Annotated in this window: 17 protein-coding genes and 1 pseudogene; 9 read left to right on the top strand and 9 right to left on the bottom strand. The window is 62.5% G+C overall.

The window, feature by feature from the left end; translation table 11 throughout:
* Positions 1-9 precede the first annotated feature (9 nt).
* Positions 10-468 carry a flavin reductase family protein gene (locus ABH924_RS20190; RefSeq protein ID WP_113990687.1) on the bottom strand — a complete coding sequence of 153 codons (459 nt, stop codon included), beginning with the start codon at positions 466-468 and terminating at the stop codon, positions 10-12.
* A 158-nt stretch (positions 469-626) separates the two neighbouring features.
* Between ABH924_RS20190 and ABH924_RS20185 the strand changes: the two genes are divergently transcribed.
* From ABH924_RS20185 to nrdR, 3 genes are all read left to right on the top strand, one after another.
* Complete coding sequence (locus ABH924_RS20185; RefSeq protein WP_404501700.1) at positions 627-1,172, top strand: hypothetical protein; 546 nt, start codon at positions 627-629, stop codon at positions 1,170-1,172.
* A 9-nt stretch (positions 1,173-1,181) separates the two neighbouring features.
* A complete protein-coding gene (gene hisD, locus ABH924_RS20180) occupies positions 1,182-2,555 on the top strand; it encodes a histidinol dehydrogenase (protein ID WP_404501698.1) in 1,374 nt (457 codons plus the stop codon).
* Between the two features lie 169 nt (positions 2,556-2,724).
* Positions 2,725-3,237: a transcriptional regulator NrdR gene (gene nrdR, locus ABH924_RS20175; protein ID WP_404501696.1), complete on the top strand. Its 513-nt coding sequence runs from the start codon at positions 2,725-2,727 to the stop codon at positions 3,235-3,237.
* 50 nt (positions 3,238-3,287) lie between these two features.
* On the opposite strand, the gene ppgK is transcribed toward nrdR, so the two are convergent.
* Together ppgK and map are read right to left on the bottom strand one after the other, a co-directional pair.
* A complete protein-coding gene (gene ppgK, locus ABH924_RS20170; protein ID WP_308193894.1) occupies positions 3,288-4,091 on the bottom strand; it encodes a polyphosphate--glucose phosphotransferase in 804 nt (267 codons plus the stop codon).
* Between the two features lie 72 nt (positions 4,092-4,163).
* Entirely contained in the window at positions 4,164-5,042 is an 879-nt protein-coding gene (map, locus tag ABH924_RS20165) for a type I methionyl aminopeptidase (RefSeq protein ID WP_234753865.1), read from the bottom strand.
* Between the two features lie 115 nt (positions 5,043-5,157).
* Here map and ABH924_RS20160 point away from each other — a divergent pair, with 115 nt between their 5' ends.
* The gene (locus ABH924_RS20160) at positions 5,158-5,322 is read left to right on the top strand and encodes an SPOR domain-containing protein (RefSeq protein ID WP_234753867.1); all 165 of its coding nucleotides are present in this window, start codon (positions 5,158-5,160) and stop codon (positions 5,320-5,322) included.
* A gap of 12 nt (positions 5,323-5,334) precedes the next feature.
* Here ABH924_RS20160 and panB read toward each other — a convergent pair whose 3' ends face one another.
* Positions 5,335-6,246, bottom strand: coding sequence for a 3-methyl-2-oxobutanoate hydroxymethyltransferase (panB, locus tag ABH924_RS20155; protein ID WP_234753869.1), 912 nt, complete (start codon positions 6,244-6,246; stop codon positions 5,335-5,337).
* 190 nt (positions 6,247-6,436) lie between these two features.
* Between panB and ABH924_RS20150 the strand changes: the two genes are divergently transcribed.
* From ABH924_RS20150 to ABH924_RS20140, 3 genes are read left to right on the top strand one after another with little or no spacing between them, the layout of a single operon-like run.
* On the top strand, positions 6,437-7,777 hold the full coding sequence (locus tag ABH924_RS20150) for a glutamine synthetase family protein (protein WP_234753871.1): 1,341 nt from the start codon (positions 6,437-6,439) through the stop codon (positions 7,775-7,777).
* A 9-nt stretch (positions 7,778-7,786) separates the two neighbouring features.
* Positions 7,787-10,798, top strand: a complete 3,012-nt coding sequence (locus ABH924_RS20145; RefSeq protein WP_404501693.1) for a bifunctional [glutamine synthetase] adenylyltransferase/[glutamine synthetase]-adenylyl-L-tyrosine phosphorylase — start codon at positions 7,787-7,789, stop codon at positions 10,796-10,798.
* A gap of 49 nt (positions 10,799-10,847) precedes the next feature.
* A complete protein-coding gene (locus tag ABH924_RS20140) occupies positions 10,848-11,369 on the top strand; it encodes a GNAT family N-acetyltransferase (protein ID WP_404501691.1) in 522 nt (173 codons plus the stop codon).
* A 7-nt stretch (positions 11,370-11,376) separates the two neighbouring features.
* On the opposite strand, the gene ABH924_RS20135 is transcribed toward ABH924_RS20140, so the two are convergent.
* Positions 11,377-11,637: a hypothetical protein gene (locus ABH924_RS20135; RefSeq protein ID WP_234753875.1), complete on the bottom strand. Its 261-nt coding sequence runs from the start codon at positions 11,635-11,637 to the stop codon at positions 11,377-11,379.
* A gap of 220 nt (positions 11,638-11,857) precedes the next feature.
* Between ABH924_RS20135 and ABH924_RS20130 the strand changes: the two genes are divergently transcribed.
* Positions 11,858-12,022, top strand: a complete 165-nt coding sequence (locus ABH924_RS20130) for a DUF2207 domain-containing protein (RefSeq protein ID WP_148667595.1) — start codon at positions 11,858-11,860, stop codon at positions 12,020-12,022.
* A gap of 357 nt (positions 12,023-12,379) precedes the next feature.
* On the opposite strand, the gene ABH924_RS20125 is transcribed toward ABH924_RS20130, so the two are convergent.
* Complete coding sequence (locus tag ABH924_RS20125; protein WP_404501688.1) at positions 12,380-12,763, bottom strand: type II toxin-antitoxin system HicB family antitoxin; 384 nt, start codon at positions 12,761-12,763, stop codon at positions 12,380-12,382.
* 496 nt (positions 12,764-13,259) lie between these two features.
* On the bottom strand, positions 13,260-14,684 hold the full coding sequence (glnA, locus tag ABH924_RS20120) for a type I glutamate--ammonia ligase (RefSeq protein ID WP_234753877.1): 1,425 nt from the start codon (positions 14,682-14,684) through the stop codon (positions 13,260-13,262).
* Positions 14,685-15,003: 319 nt separating this feature from the next.
* Between glnA and ABH924_RS20115 the strand changes: the two genes are divergently transcribed.
* Positions 15,004-15,441, top strand: coding sequence for an RDD family protein (locus ABH924_RS20115; RefSeq protein WP_234753878.1), 438 nt, complete (start codon positions 15,004-15,006; stop codon positions 15,439-15,441).
* Between the two features lie 65 nt (positions 15,442-15,506).
* Here the strand turns inward: ABH924_RS20115 and ABH924_RS20110 are convergent, their stop codons facing one another.
* The gene (locus tag ABH924_RS20110) at positions 15,507-16,271 is read right to left on the bottom strand and encodes a DUF4191 domain-containing protein (RefSeq protein ID WP_234753880.1); all 765 of its coding nucleotides are present in this window, start codon (positions 16,269-16,271) and stop codon (positions 15,507-15,509) included.
* A gap of 89 nt (positions 16,272-16,360) precedes the next feature.
* A pseudogene (locus ABH924_RS20105) lies at positions 16,361-16,552 on the bottom strand (lipoyl synthase); the annotation flags it as partial.

The following is a 16,552-nucleotide window of genomic DNA, read 5'->3' as shown; positions in this document are numbered from 1 at the left end:
CTGCTTTAACTAGATTTCATAGTCGAGCGGAACCGGCTGGCCGTAGGAGCCCGAGTGGTACAGCAGCGGGGTGTCGTCCTCGCCGACCAGTCCGTCGACAACCTCCACCACCACGATCGCGTTGTTTTCGAAGGACAGGCGCATCTGGATCTTGCCGATCAACCAGCCGGCGACGTTCTTGAGGATGGGGACATCGAACGGGCCCGGTTCCCAGTGATCGCCCTCAAACCGCTCCTGGGTGCGGGCGAAGCGGTCTGCGAGAGCCTGGTTCTCAAGGCCGAGCATGTGCAGGCCGATATACGTCGAATTCGCCACCGCCGGCCAGGAACTGGAACTGCGGGACATGTTGAACGTGAAGCGTGGTGGCTCGGCCGACAGTGAAGCCACGGACGTCGCGGTGAAGCCGAAAGGCTTGCCGTTGAGGTCGGCAGTGATGATGGCCACACCGGCGGCATGCCGGCGGAACATTTGTTTGAATGTTGCTTCAAAAGCCGAATTGTCCGAAGCCACTTTGCCGATCTCCTGCACGAGCTATTGGTAATAACGCTGGTGGATTCAGCGTATTCCGCCGCCCGCCGGGACGCTTGCTTGTTGAGCGTCCAGAAACGTTTGTTAATGTTTGTGTCATGACCAAGCCAACATCGAACCTTCTCGACTCCGGTCCCACGGGAGACACGGACCCGGACACGGACACGCGAGACCGCAAATGGTGGCTGTGGCTCGCCGTGCCCGCCGCCTCGGGTATCGGGCTGGGCCTCGCATGGTGGTTGTTGGCTCCGGGCGGCCTCAACGTGATCTCCGGAAATCCTGCCCTCGCCGATCCCACAGCCTCGGCTGGGCGCCTTCCGAGGGACTTGGTCCTGGCCGGGCTTCTGCTGCTTTCCGGCTGCTTCACGGCGGTCCTGCTGGATAGCAAGGTCCGTAAGCCGGGACATGGCATCCGGACGTTCCTGGCAGTCCTAGGTGGTACGGCAGGGGCATTGGTGGCTTGGCAGGTGGGGTTGCTGGCCGCGCAGTGGTGGGGTCCCGCCTCAAACGGAAGTGAGGGCTTCACCTTGCGGGCGGCGACGGCACTCTTGCTGTGGCCGGGGGCGACGGCCCTTGTGACATTCCTCCTGACTCTTTTCAGCTTGATGGGAAAGCAGCCGGAGGCACCGCCGCTCGCCCCGTAAAATGATCTGGTGACCATTTCTCCGGAGAATCCTGCCGAAACCGCCGCCCAGTCCCTGGATTTCCGCCGCATTGACTTGCGCGGACGATCCCTGACCCTGGCGGAGCTGCGTGCCGTGGTGCCCCGGGCGAAGCATCAGACCATGGCGGACGCCGAGCAAAAAGTCCTGGACATCGTTGCGGCCGTCCGTTCCCGCGGCTTCGAGGCGCTGGGGGAGTTCGCGCTGGCGTTCGACGGCGTGGAACAGTCCCACCCGCGCGTGCCGGCCGCCGCCCTTGCTGAAGCCCTTGAGAACCTGGATCCGTCAGTCCGCGCGGCCCTGGAGGAATCCATCAGCCGTGCCCGGCGCTTTGCTGACGGCCAACGGCCCGCGAACGTCGATGTGGAAATGGGGGACGGCGCCGTCGTCAGCCAGAACTGGGTACCGGTGGGCCGCGTGGGGCTGTATGTTCCGGGCGGCCTGGCCGTCTACCCGTCCTCAGTGATCATGAACGTCGTTCCGGCGCTGGCTGCCGGGGTCGCCTCGATCGCTTTGGCTTCCCCGCCCCAGAAGGACTTCGGAGGCTTGCCCCACCCCACCATCCTGGCCGCGGCCGCTTTGCTCGGCATTGACGAGGTGTATGCCATCGGAGGGGCCCAGGCGATTGTTTCCTTGGCCTACGGTATCCCCGGGGCCGGCAATGATCAGCCCATCGAGCCCGTGGACGTCGTGACCGGCCCCGGAAACATCTTCGTCGCCACCGCCAAGCGGCTTGTGAAAGGCGTAGTGGGGATCGACTCCGAGGCCGGCACTACCGAGATCGCCATCCTGGCTGATGCTTCCGCCCGTCCGGCGCTCGTGGCCGCCGACCTCATCAGCCAGGCCGAGCACGACCCCAAGGCGGCGTCTGTCCTGATCACCGACTCCGAGGAACTCGCCTCTGCTGTTCAGCGGGAACTCGCGGTGCAGGCAGGAACCACGAAGCACGGCGAACGGGTCACCACGGCATTGTCCGGCCCGCAGTCAGGCGTGGTGCTGGTAGACGATATCGAGCAGGGCATCGCCGTCTGCGATGCGTATGCGGCAGAGCACTTGGAAATCATGACGGCGGACGCAGCCGCGGTCGCCGCAAGGATCCGCAACGCGGGCGCGATTTTCGTGGGGGACTACAGCCCGGTCAGCCTCGGCGACTACTGTGCAGGCTCCAACCACGTTTTGCCCACGAGCGGTACCGCAGCCTTCTCTTCCGGACTGAACGTGACAACATTCCTGCGCGCCGTCCAAGTGATCAACTATGACAAGGCTGCCTTGGAGCAGGTCAGCAGACATATCGTGAGCCTCGCCGATGCCGAAGACCTTCCCGGCCACGGCGACGCCGTCAAGATTCGTTTCGCGGGGGACTAAACCACTACATGTATGGGTAACAACCACTACATATAGTAATTACAGTCTTGTCATTAGGCCTTATGTAGCCGTAAACTGGTGCCGGAAGTCAAACTTCCGGCACCTTTTGCGTTCCCGGCCGATGCCGCCGCGAGGACAGGGGGCCGGAACCGAACAGGGGAGGCCCAGCGTGTATTGTCCGTTCTGCCGAAACCCCGACTCACGCGTTGTGGACAGTCGAATGGCCGACGACGGCTCGGCCATCCGCCGTCGGCGCCAGTGCCCCGAGTGCGGACGCCGTTTCACCACCGTGGAGACCACCAGCCTTTCCGTCATCAAACGTTCAGGCGTGGGCGAACCCTTCAGCCGGATCAAGATCATCAATGGCGTTCGCAAGGCCTGCCAAGGGCGACCCGTGACCGAGGACGACCTTGCGATGCTGGCCCAGGAAGTCGAGGAAAATATCCGCTCTTCAGGTGCGGCGGAAATCGACGCCCCCGAGGTCGGCCTGGCCATTCTTGGACCACTCCAGAAACTGGACGAAGTCGCCTACCTTCGCTTTGCCAGTGTTTACCAGGCCTTCGAATCGCTTGAGGACTTCGAGTCGGCCATTTCGCTGCTTCGCCACGAGGCTGAAAGCGCAGCGGCCGAGAATGCGGCGAAGATCGCCAAGGGCAAGAGCTCCGAGAAAAGCCCCATCTAGCTCCGGTGGTGGCAGCGGAGGGGAAGCCGCAGCCACCACCGGCACCACTGCTACTTGGCCAGGTTGTGGTGGAGGGCGACGTCCAGTGCGGCCCCCACGATTCCGGCGTCGTTCTTCAGTTCCGCGGTGACGATGCGGGTCCGCAGATTCAAATGGGGGAAGTACTCGTCCGAACGCTTCGAAATGCCGCCACCGATGATGAAGAGTTCGGGGGAGAACAGAAACTCGACGTGGGAGAGATAGCGCTGCAGCAGCACGCTGTATTCTTCCCAGCTCAAGCCGTCGCGTTCGCGCGCGACGGCGGATGCCTTCGTTTCGGCGTCGTGGCCGTCCACTTCGAGGTGGCCTAGCTCGGCGTTGGGCACGAGGTGCCCGTTGAAGATGAAGGCCGAGCCGATGCCCGTGCCGAGTGTGATGACCAGGACCGTGCCGTCGACCCCTTCGCCTGCGCCGTAGCGGGCTTCGGCGAGACCGGCTGCGTCGGCATCGTTGATGACCTCGACGGGACGGTCCAGGCGCTTGGTGAGCAGCGAATCAATGTCGGTGTCGAGCCAGGACTTGTCCACGTTGGCGGCAGAGCGGACCACGCCGTGCTGGATGATTCCGGGGAAGGTGACTCCCACGGGCGAACCCTTGGCCGGAGCATCCTCGCGGGCCGACAATTCTTCGACGATCTGTGCGATCACTTCGGCGACGGCTTCGGGAGTGGCGGGCTGCGGCGTCGGGATGCGGAGGCGGTCCCCGAGCAGCTTGCCCTTCTTGAGATCGACGATGCCGCCCTTGATGCCGGTGCCACCGACGTCGATGCCGATCAGCGGGCCGTTCTTGTGGATCTTCTCATCCTTCTTGGTCAATGCGTTTCCGTTCATGGCAGGAGGGGTGGGCATGTCGCAGCACGAACGGCTGCAGGTGACCTTCCGGCGAGCTTAAGGAAGAGTCAGGATTTCGGCGCCGGTCTCGGTGACCAACAGGGTGTGTTCGAATTGCGCGGTCCGTTTGTGGTCGCGGGTGACTACGGTCCATTCATCGGGCCACATGTCCCACTCGACCGTTCCGAGGGTGAGCATGGGTTCAATCGTGAAGACCATGCCTGCTTCGATCACGGTGTTGTAGGCCGGCGCGGCGTCGTAGTGGGGGATGATCAGGCCCGTGTGGAAGGCCTCGCCGACGCCGTGGCCTGTGAAGTCGCGGACCACGCCGTAGCCGAAGCGTTTCGCGTAGGACTGGATGGCCCGGCCGATCACGTTGATTTCGCGGCCCGGCGCTACGGCCTTGATGGCCCGGTTAAGCGACTCCCGGGTACGTTCAACCAGGAGCCGGGACTCTTCGTCGACGTCTCCCACCAAGAAGGTGTAGTTGGTGTCACCGTGGACGCCGTTGATGTAGGCCGTGATGTCGATGTTCAGGATGTCGCCATCCTGCACGACAGTGCTGTCCGGAATGCCGTGGCAGATGACCTCGTTGAGCGAGGAGCACAGGGACTTGGGGAAGCCGCGGTAGCCAAGCGTCGACGGGTAGGCGTGGTGGTCCAGAATGAACTCGTGGCCGATCCGGTCCAACTGGTCCGTCGTGACGCCAGGCTCGATGTGCTTGCCGACTTCGACGATCGCCCGGGCAGCAATTTTGCTGGCGATGCGGATCTTCTCGATGGTTTCCGCCGATTTGACCTCTGAACCGGTGAACTTCGCGGGTCCCGGCTTGCCAACGTACTCCGGGCGCGGGATGGACCCCGGTACAGGCAGCTGCGGGCTGACGGTTCCACGGGTGAGCGTGCCGATGGGTGCGGTCAGAGCGGGAGAAGGCATAGATTGATCATATAAGGGACGCACGAGACGCAAGTAACTAAGTAGCTAAATATCGGCCCGCACGAAGGGCAACCGGCCCCGCCGAGCTTACGGCGGCATTCGCAAAGGAGAAACCGTGGCGGAGTTCTGGTACAACGTTCAGACACACCAAATCGAAGAGGACGCGTTGTCCGACTGGTCCCAGCTGATCGGTCCTTACAAGACCCGCGAGGAAGCCGAGCATGCCCTCGAAAAGGTCAAGGCCCGCAACGAAGCCTGGGACAAGGACGACGAGGACTGAAGCTGTGTCCTCCTAGAAGGAGTGTTCCGGGCCTGGGAACTGGCCGGACCTGACGTCGTCGGCGTACGCCCTCGCTGCCTCGCTCAGGGTGGTGCGCAGATCCGCATACTGCTTCACGAACTTTGCCATCTTGCCGCCGCGCAGTCCGGCCATGTCCTGCCACACCAGAACCTGTCCCGTGGTTGCGTTGCCTGCGCCGATACCGATAGTCGGCACCTCAATGGCTGCGTCGACGGCGGCTGCGGTTTCAGCGGGAACCATCTCCATGAGCACACAGAACGCCCCGGCATTTGCGAGGGCAACGGCGTCTTCGACCAGGCGCGCGGCGTCATCGCCCCGGCCCTGGACGCGATAGCCGCCCAGTGAGTGTTCGCTCTGGGGCGTGAAGCCGATGTGCGCCATGACGGGAATGCCTGCCTGGACCATGGCCCGCACAGTTCCGGCATAGAACGCGCCGCCTTCGATCTTGACGGCGTGTGCCAGGCCTTCCTTCAGGAAGCGAACGCCCGTTGCCACTGCCTGCTCCGGCGACACTTCGTAGCTCCCAAAGGGAAGATCTGCCACTACCAAGGCACGCTTGGCGGATCGGGCCACCGCGCGGCACAAGGGAAGGAGTTCGTCGACGGTCACGGGGAGGCTGGTTTCGTTCCCGAAGACGTTGTTGGAAGCCGAATCGCCTATCAGCAGGACCTCGATGCCGGCCTGGTCGAAAATTTCAGCCGTGTATTGCTCGTAGGCGGTCAACATTGCAAAGCGCTCACCCTTGGCCTTGGCCTGCTGCAGGTGATGGGTGCGGATCCTGGTGGCGGGCTTCGGCGTTGAAGCATCCGCTGAAGCTCCGGAACCTGCAGCGGCAGGTCCGGTTCCGTAGGGCGCAGGAACTTCGGCGGGCATGCTGGAATCGGAACTGTTGCTTGGGGCCATGAATAGAGCGTATGCGGTACCGGCCGTGCTAGCCACCGGCGCATGAGGAGCCTCACATTTGTAAACGCTGTGTTACGCGAACCGGGGGTGCAGCCATTCCGGGCCAATGCTTAGTAGAGTGAATGCTGAGTTGTCGTCGGCTTCGAACTTCGAACCCGCGGCATGGACGTTGACCCGGAAATGAGGCCCCATGGACCGCCAGCAAGAGTTCGTTCTGCGGACTATCGAAGAGCGTGATGTGCGCTTCGTACGCTTGTGGTTTACCGACGTCGTCGGTTCCCTGAAGTCGGTGGCACTTGCGCCGGCGGAAGTGGAAGGCGCCTTCGAGGAGGGCCTGGGTTTCGACGGCTCGGCGATCGAGGGCCTCGCGAGGGTGTTCGAATCCGACATGCTGGCCCAGCCGGACCCCTCCACGTTCCAGATCCTTCCGTGGCGTGGGGAAACCGAGCAGACCTCCCGGATGTTCTGCGACATCCTGACCCCCGACGGCGAGCCGTCGGCTGCCGACCCCCGGAACGTGCTCAAGCGCACCCTCGCCAAGGCCGCGGACATGGGCTTCACGTGCTACACGCATCCTGAGATCGAGTTCTACCTCCTCAAGTCCCAGGACCTCGACGCCAACGGCGTTCCTGTTCCCGTTGACGAGGGCGGCTACTTCGACCACGTGCCCGGCGGCGTGGCACAGGACTTCCGCCGCACGGCCGTCACCATGCTTGAATCCGTGGGTATCTCCGTGGAGTTCAGCCACCACGAAGGCGGACCCGGCCAGAACGAGATCGATCTCCGCTACGCGGATGCCCTCCAGACGGCGGACAACATCATGACCTTCCGCACGGTCATCAAGGAAGTGGCCCTGCAGCAGGGTACCTACGCCACGTTCATGCCCAAGCCGTTCACCGACCACCCGGGTTCGGGCATGCACACGCATTTCTCGCTGTTCGAGGGTGACACCAATGCCTTCTACGAGGCCGGCGCGGAATTCCAGTTGTCCAAGACCGCACGCCAGTTCATTGCAGGCATCCTGCACCACGCGCCGGAATTCACCGCCGTCACCAACCAGTTCGTCAATTCGTACAAGCGTCTCTGGGGCGGCGGCGAGGCGCCGAGCTACCTGAGTTGGGGCCACAACAACCGTTCCGCCCTGGTTCGGGTGCCGCTCTACAAGCCGGGCAAGGGCCAGTCCGCGCGGATCGAATACCGCGGGATTGACTCCGCCACCAACCCGTACCTCGCCTACGCCGTGTTGCTGGGTGCCGGGCTCAAGGGCATCGAGGAAGGATACGACCTTCCGGCCGCGGCGGAAGACGACGTTTGGTCGCTGACCACGGCCGAGCGCAAGGCGATGGGTCACACTCCGCTGCCGGCCAGCCTCCACGATGCCATCCGCGCCATGGAAGATTCGGAACTCGTAGCGGACATCCTCGGCGAACAGGTCTTTGACCACTTCCTGCGCAACAAGCGTGCGGAATGGCAGGATTACCGGCTCCAGGTCACACCCTACGAGCTCAAGCGCAATCTCGGCATTCTCTAGGCTGTGAGTGTGAGCCTGGCCCGCCGGCTCATCTCAGCCGGTTTCAGCGATCTTGAAAAGGGTGAACGGTTCCTTGCCGCGCGTGAACTCGAGGGCATCGACCAGGACACGATCTTTGCCGGCCTGCACCTGAGCGCCAACCCGGACACCGCGCTCCAGTCGCTCGTCCGTTTGATTGAGAAGCATCCCTCACTCAGGCAGCTCGCGGGGGAGCACCCGGATCGCAGCGAGCCGCTTTACCGATTGCTGGGGGCATCCGAGGCCTTGGGGGAGTTCCTGATCAGGCATCCGGAACATCTGGACGTCTTCGATGTCCGCGTCAGCCCGGAACCCTTGTCCGCCGACGCCGGTGAGCTGCGGAGGAAGCTGCTCCGATCGGTCAAAGCAGACCCCAATTCTCCCCGGCCCGTTGCCGCGATGACGGGAGCCCGCGCCTACACCGCTCTGCGGACTGCTTACCGGCGCGGGCTCACCGAACTGGCCATCAAGGACCTCTGCGCCGCGAGTCCCCAGGACTTCATGCCCGCCGTCGGCGCCGAACTGGCTGACCTCGCCGGTGCGGCGATAGAAGCGGCCCTGGCGGTTGCCAGGGCAGAAGCCGCGGCGACTTTCGATCCCGCCGATATTGCCGGCGTCGGGCTGGCCGTCATCGGCATGGGCAAATGCGGTGCCCGCGAGCTCAACTACATTTCCGACGTCGACGTCATCTACGTGATCGAGGCGCCGAACCTGGAGGACGCCGAGGCCGCAACCATCGGCACGGCACTGGCCGCCGGGATCTCCCGTGCCATTTCGTCCACGGGATCCGAACCCGGGCTGTGGGAGGTCGACGCGAATCTTCGGCCCGAGGGGAAATCGGGACCCCTCGTCAGGACGTTGCCCTCGCACTTGAGCTACTACGCGAAGTGGGCTGAAAGCTGGGAGTTCCAAGCGCTCCTCAAGGCCCGGACGATCGCAGGGGACAGGGATCTGGGCTCGCGTTACGAGCAGGCCGTCCAACCGCTCGTGTGGGCTTCGGCCGGCCGGGAAGGATTCGTGGAATCGGTGCAGGCGATGCGCCGGAGGGTGACGAACAACATCGCTCCGGCGGAAGAACAGCGCCAGATCAAACTCGGTCCCGGCGGCTTGCGCGATGTCGAGTTCACGGTGCAGCTCCTGCAACTCGTCCACGGAAAGTCCGATGAAACGCTCCGTTGCCGGGATACGACGTCGGCGATATCCGCGCTGTCCGCGGGCGGCTACATCGGCCGGGTGGACGCCGCTGCCTTCGACGCCGCCTACCGCTATCTGCGGGTTCTTGAGCACCGCATCCAGTTGTTCCAGATGCGCCGTACCCACCTCATGCCTACGAGCCAGGAGTCCTTGCGTTTCCTCGCGAAGGCAGTCCTGGGACCTTTTTCCACGGGGAGGCCGCATCCGGACGCCCTGATCGAAACCTGGCAGAAGACCAAACGGTCCGTTCGAGAACTGCACGATCGGATCTTCTACCGGCCGCTGCTCAACACTGCCGCGAAGCTGAGCACCGAAGACGCCCGGCTCACTCCGGAGGCCGCCCAAGGCCGCCTTGCAGCGCTCGGCTACCGCGACCCGCAAGGGGCCATGCGCCACATCGAGGCCCTCACGGCGGGTGTCAGCCGCCGCGCCGCCTTGCAGCGGCAACTGCTCCCCATCCTTCTCGGCTGGCTCGCCGAAGGTGTCGACCCCGACGCCGGACTGCTCGCCTTCCGCCGCGTCAGCGAAGCCCTCGGAACCACCCATTGGTATCTCGGGATGCTCCGGGACTCCCAAGCGGCGGCCGAGCGGCTTTGCCACGTGCTCTCCAACTCGCGGTTGATCGCCGATCTCCTGGAGGTTTCCCCGGAATCCGTTGCGTGGCTTGGTGCCGACAAAGAACTCATGCCGCTGAGCTTCGAAGCGCAGTGGCAGGAAATCCAGTCCAAGATGTCGCGCCATGCCGATCCTGCGAACGCGATGCGGCTCATCCGGCTCATCAGGCGCCGGGAAATCCTCCGGATCGCCATCGCGGACAGTTCCGGCCTCCTGGAACAAGACGCAGTGGGCGCGGCATTGGCCGATGCCGACCGGGCCGCGGTTCTGGGCGCCTTGCACGTCGCCGAGGCCGTCGTGGTTTCCGATGGGCTCCTCAAGACGCAGGTGTTGGTGGTTGCCATGGGCAGGCAAGGCGGACGCGAGATCGGCTACGGCTCGGACGCCGACGTCATGTACGTCCATCGCGCTCTTCCCGACGCGAGTGAATCCGAAGCCCAGCAACAAGCCCTTGCCATCGTGGGGCACATTTCCACCTTGCTGACCCAACCCCTCAAACCGGCCATCCTGGCGGAGCGGGTCCTCAGAGTCGACGCCGATCTTCGCCCCGAGGGGAAGAGCGGGGCCATGGTCCGTTCCCTCGAGTCATACGCGGAGTATTACCGGCGGTGGTCCCTCATCTGGGAAGCCCAGGCGCTGTTGCGGGCCCAGCCAATGGCCGGCAACGACGATTTGGCCGCGGAGTTCCTCCGGCTCATCAACCCGATCCGCTACCCGGAATCGCTCGCAGAGACAGATGTGCGCGAGATCCGACGCGTCAAGGCACGGGTTGAGTCGGAACGGCTCCCGAGAAACGCCGATCCGGCCAGGCATGTAAAGCTCGGCAGGGGCGGACTCACCGACGTCGAATGGCTTGTCCAGCTGCTGCAGCTCCAACACGCAGGGAAGCATCCGCAACTCCGGACGACTTCCACACTGCAGGCCCTCGACGCGATCGAGTCGTTGGGCTTGATCGACAAGAGTGACATCGTGTTGCTACGCGAAGCCTGGCGGCTCGCGAGCCGTATCCGCTCGGCGAATGTGATCTGCACCGGGCGTGCCTCCGATCTCCTCCCTGCCTCCCGCAGGGATCTCGAGGCCGTTGCCAGGTGGTGTGGCTACGCTCCTGGGCAAGCCGCGGTGTTCGAGGAAGATTATCTGCGCCTGAGCCGGCGGACCCGGGCCGTGTTTGAGAAGGACTTCTACGGCCAGTGAGCTCCAGCCAGGCCGCTTCGCGGAGTGCGGAGACGGCTAAGCTCGAAGGATGCTGGAAACCGTGTGGCTCATTCCTTTGAAGGATCTCGACGACGATGCCCGCGCCATCAAGCTCGGCGACGTCGCGGCGATGGAATTGGCCGCAGGGCAGCAAGACTTCGTCGGGGACCCGTTCAAGATGATGCTTATGGGCCTCGAAGACGAAAGCCGCCTGCCGTACGTGATCGAAGCGGCCGGTGCCGCCGTCGGAGTCTTCACCTTGCAGGCCGGCGCCGCGACCTTGGCGGGATGGCCCGACGACGATTCCGCCTGGCTCCTGCGTGGATTCCTGATCGACCAGACGCGCCAAGGGCGGGGCCTGGGCTCCTTGTCGGCTGTAGCTGCGGCCCGGGAAGCGCAGAAGCTGACAGCGAGGCTGGGTGGCGGGCAGGACGGCGTCGTGCTCTCCGTCAACGAACGCAATCCCGCAGCCAAGGCCGCTTACGCAAACGCGGGTTTTCTCCAGACGGGCAGGTACTTGGGTGGTTCCGCCGGTCCGCAATGGACCATGTACCGGGGTTTCGGCGACTAGGCCGTATCTAGGACTCGACGAGCGTCAAGATTGTTTCCGGGCGCACGCCGTCGAATTTCATCGCTTCGGCCGCAGTTTCGGACTCCATCATTCGCTGGAACGTTTCCATGTCCGGGACTTCGACTATCAGTCCGACACGGTTGGTTTTCGCCGGGTCTGCGAACGTTCGAACCGTAATGCCCATGGGTCCGAAGATTTCTTCCCGTTTTGGTGAGCTGAGCCAGTGCTCAACGTCGTCGACCTCATGGAAGATCATCAAGGTTGTCATCGTATGCCTCCGCTTTCAGAAGTTGCGTCAGGAGTCGGAAGGGATGAGGACTCTCTTGAGCATCCTGATCACGCTGAACGTACCACGACGTCCACGTCGGCGACAGGCTTTCCGTGAGCGCGGATTGGAATAATAAGCATGCTTACAGTAAGGTTGCTGAGGTTTGCACAGCGATAAAGGCAATCATCAGAATGTTTACGACTGAAACGGAAGGTACATCATGAATGTCATCCTCGGAATCGTCGCGGTCATCGCGATCCTTTTCTTTATCATTGGCGGAACTGTCAAGGCCCTGGGATTCCTTCTCTGGATCGCCCCGATACTGATCGTCTTGGCGATTATCGTCTTCCTCTTCAGGTTGATTAGCGGGCGCCGGCGGGTGTAGGAAAAATTGGGGGTCCCGGCCCCGGCGATCCGGGGCCTTTACAAGAGAACGGCTGTGTCTTGACGGACACAGCCGTTCTTTTTTGGGGGCTTGCGCCTGTCGACGCTTTTAGCGTCTGTGGACGCTAAAAGGAAAAGGGCCACAGTTCACAAAATGAACTGTGGCCCTTCATCTGCCTCTTGTGGGGTTACTAGACGCCGTAGCCAACTCCGGAACTGTGAAGTACTCGTCGTTTCGTTCATGGCTTAGATGCTAACCGCTTATCCGTGCCATCATCGTTGGGGACGCTTCGGGGTCTTGCTTCACCATGTTGGGACTGCAGCCGCTCCGCGTGACGGGGCCTCCGAGTGAACCCATCTATTCCGCCAAGCCACGAAGCTTCTGCCCTGACCGCGCAGCATCCATCAAGATCCGCTCAACCAAGAAGCGGTTCAGGGAGACACCTTGTTCTTGGGCGCTCGCTACTAAGAATCGGTGGGTTTCAGGCGATACGCGGATCTTTAGGTTGCCACTATATTCGCGCTCGGCTAGCGGAACAGGCACGGTTTCTCCTTGGCTGAGCATGTCTTCCACGACTTCGCCAACGAGCCGTTCCAGCCCCTTGATGGCCCCCTCGATGCTTTCATCGAGCCAAGATAGAGATGGGAACTCTGCCACCTGCGCAACGTGCTCTTCATCTTCCGGTGACCAAGCAACTGTGTAGCGATAGTGCTCAATCGCCGGTCGTTCACGGGTCTGCATTGCCTGCCTCCTTTAGCTTGTCGATTGCACAAAGGACTTGCCTGACCTGGTACGGCTTAGCCATTCCCCGGCCACGGCGTTTTGAAGACGCTATGACTTCCTCCCTGTCGAGTTCGAGGTTTCCCAAAGTAGTGTTCGCACAGCCGTTCTAAATCATCGAACCGGATGTTCTGCGGAGCGCTCCTCGCGCACGCTTCGATCTTGTCAACACCGGCCATGCGTTAATGGTTCCACTATTGGAACCACACGCGCGATATATGTGAGGTAAATCACACTAGAATCACGCGTGTGGTGCCTTTGCTCCAGGACTCCCGGGGTCCGTTGCTACTTCGGGTGCTGGGGGAGCGGCCGGTCGCGGATGGAGAAGGACGCTTAGGCGCATCCGGGCACAACAAAAGGCCGGCCTCAGGTGGTGAAACCCGAGGCCGGCCTTTCTGTATCTGGAGATTCTTGCGGACTGTCTGCGGACCAGGCCCGATTTCGCCGCGTGATCTAGCTAGACGCCGTAGTAGAGCTCGAACTCGTACGGGTTCGGGCGCAGCGACAGCGGACGGATCTCGTACTCGTACTTGTACTCGATCCAGGTGTCGATCAGGTCCTGGGTGAAGACGCCGCCAGCCTGCAGGAACTCGTTGTCCTCGCGCAGGGCCTCGAGTGCTTCCTCGAGGGAACCCGGAGCCTTGGGGATGTCCTTGGCTTCCTCGGCAGGCAGCTCGTACAGGTCCTTGTCGATCGGAGCCGGGGGCTCGATGCGGTTGCGGATGCCGTCGATACCGGCCATGAGCTGGGCGGAGAACGCCAGGTACGGGTTGGAGGCGGCGTCCGGAGCGCGGAACTCGATGCGCTTGGCCTTAGGGTTGGAGCCCGTGATCGGGATGCGGATGCCGGCGGAGCGGTTACCCTGCGAGTAGACCATGTTGACCGGAGCTTCGAAGCCCTTGACCAGTCGACGGTAGGAGTTGACCGTCGGGTTGGTGAAGGCGAGCACAGCAGAGGAGTGCTTCAGCAGGCCGCCGATGTACCAGCGTGCAGTGTCGGACAGGCCGGCGTAGCCCTTCTCGTCGTAGAACAGCGGGTCACCGTTGCTCCAGAGCGACTGGTGGCAGTGCATACCCGAGCCGTTGTCACCGAAAATCGGCTTCGGCATGAAGGTTACGGACTTGCCGTACTCCCACGCGGTGTTTTTGATGACGTACTTGAACTTCTGCAGGTCGTCGGCAGCGTGCACCAGCGTGGTGAACTTGTAGTTGATCTCAGCCTGGCCTGCGGCGCCGACTTCGTGGTGCGAGCGCTCGACTTCGAGGCCTGCTTCGTCCAGGGCGAGGCACATGGCGTCGCGGAGGTCAGCCTGGTGGTCAACTGGGGATACCGGAAAGTAACCGCCCTTGAAGGGGGTCTTGTAACCGAGGTTTCCGCCTTCTTCTTCGCGGCTCGTGTTCCAAGGGGCTTCAATCGAGTCGACCTTGTAGAAGGAACCCTGCGGGGAGGATTCGAACTGGACGTTGTCGAAGACGTAGAACTCAGCTTCGGGGGCAAAGAATGCCGTGTCCGCAATACCAGTGGAGGCCAGGTAAGCTTCGGCCTTTTCGGCAACGCCGCGCGGGTCGCGGTGGTACGGGTCTCCCGTGCGGGGGTTCACGATGGAGAAGTTCAGTGCGAGGGTCTTCTCGATGCGGAAGGCATCGATGAAGGCCGTGGTTACGTCCGGAATGAGCTGCATGTCGGACTCGGCGATGCCCTGGAAACCGCGAATGGAAGATCCGTCAAAGAGCTGGCCGTTGACAAAGAAGTCAGCGTCAACGCTCTTTGCCGGCACATTGAAGTGCTGCTGGACGCCCGGAAGATCGGTGAAGCGGATATCGACGAATTTAACATCTTCGTCTTTGATGAACTTGAGGACTTCGTCCGCAGTCTTGAACATCTATGCTCCTAACGCATAACAGGTAACAGGCCCCTCGGGCCGTCTGGTCCAGCGCAAACCGAAAGCAGGGAAACAAAAAAGTATCCCTGATGCGGCGGCTAGCAACTTCTCCAACCATAGGGAAATGGGATTTCCCCGGAGTGTCAGTATTGTTTCGAGCAGGTTACAGAACTGCCTGCCGTGTAAACGCTACTGGTCTACTGCAGTGCCAGTCTATGTCTTACGTCTGTGTGTCTGTTTCCTTGCGGACACTGTGAACGATCCACCACCCGCGACCACCGCCGCAAACCATCCGATGGTGAAGCCGTAAGCTTGAAGCGTGGTTGATCGTAAAGATATTGGTTCATGGCTCACAGGGCCGGACACGTCCGGAATCTCCAAGTACCCGGGAGCGCGGCTCGGCCTGCCCGAGTCCGGCCCCGGCTCCATGGCACGGGCCGGCCGTCGCATCCTGGCAATCTGCATCGACTGGGTCATTGCCCTGGTGATCAGCAACTTTGCCTTCGGCGGCAACCAGTGGGCGACACTTGCCGTCTTTGCGGTGGAGCAGATCCTTCTCATCGGCACGCTGGGCTACAGCATCGGACACCGGGTTGCGGGCATCCACGTGGTACGGCTCGGAGGAACGCAGGCAGGACCCTTGGCTGCCTTCGTCAGGACGATCCTCCTGTGCCTGGTGATTCCCGCGGTTGTTTTCGATCCTGACCAGCGTGGCCTCCACGACAGGGCCATGAACACAATCCTCATTCGTATGTAATTATTTCGCGGACAAAAAAGCCGCCCGTTCCTGGAGATTCCAGGAACGGGCGGCTTTTGTTTTGGTTAGCGTCCGCGTGCTGCCTTGCGGTCAGGGCGTGCCTTGTAAGGGTCGATACCCTTGGGGATCGGCAGCCGGTTGCCGAGCGAAGAGATCCGCTTGCTGACAGCGCCGACCTCAACCTTGGTGAGCTCGTTCTTGTATTTGTTCATGGTCTTTGCGATCTGGCTGATGGGCACTTGGCCTTCGCCACGACCGCTTTCGATCACGTGAATGGTGACGTTCGGCAAGATGCGGGCGAGCTTCTTGCGCTCGGCGTCAACCAGCGGCTTGACGCGGTGCGACGGTCCTTCGCTGACCAGCACGACGCCGGGACGGCCAATGGCGCGGAAGACGGCATCCTGGGTACGCGGGTTGACGGCGACCGGCTGGTCCTCAGTGATCCAGCCGCGGCGCAGGGTCCCCAAAGCCGCACCGGAAGCTCCGGGCTGGTTCTCGATCTGCGCGAAGGCCGCACGTTCCGCGCGGCGCGAGAGGATGAAGACTGCTGCCAACAGGCCCAAGGGGATGCCGATGATCAGGCCTGTGACCCAGTTGTTCAGGAGGAGCCCGACGACGAGGCTGACAGCAATGACGCCAAGGAACGCGAGCAGCATGAGCCACACGACGATGGGGTCATTACGGCGGGTCATCTTGAAGACCTCGCCGATCTGCTTCAGCTGGCTCGGCTTCTTGGCCTTGGCTTCCTTGGGCTTGCGGGAAAACAAGCCGCGCTTGGGAGCGTCGGCAGCCGATGTTGTCGAGTTGCTGGAATCAGGGGATTTCGCCATAGTGCCTTAATTCTACGTGATTTATGCCAAAGGACCGGACGCCGGATTTGTCCGGGGTCCGGTCCTTTGACCGTGCTTTAGCCGACGTGCTATGCGGGGTTTGCGAGGAGGGTGCGGGCTTCCTGGCGGGTGGTGCCGGAGTCCTGGATGCCTTCGGCGATGTGGGCCAGGTGGGCGGGGATTTCGCGGCCTTTCTTGCGCATCGCGGTGGCCCAGAGGCGTCCGGCGCGGTAGGAGGAGCGGACCAGGGGGCCGGACATGACGCCGAGGAAGCCGGTTTC

Origin of the sequence: Arthrobacter sp. GAS37, assembly GCF_044908325.1 — a bacterium.
GTDB lineage: Bacteria > Actinomycetota > Actinomycetes > Actinomycetales > Micrococcaceae > Arthrobacter > Arthrobacter ramosus.
Note: the sequence above shows the minus strand (reverse complement) of the source record. Positions and strands in the feature narration are given on the sequence as shown.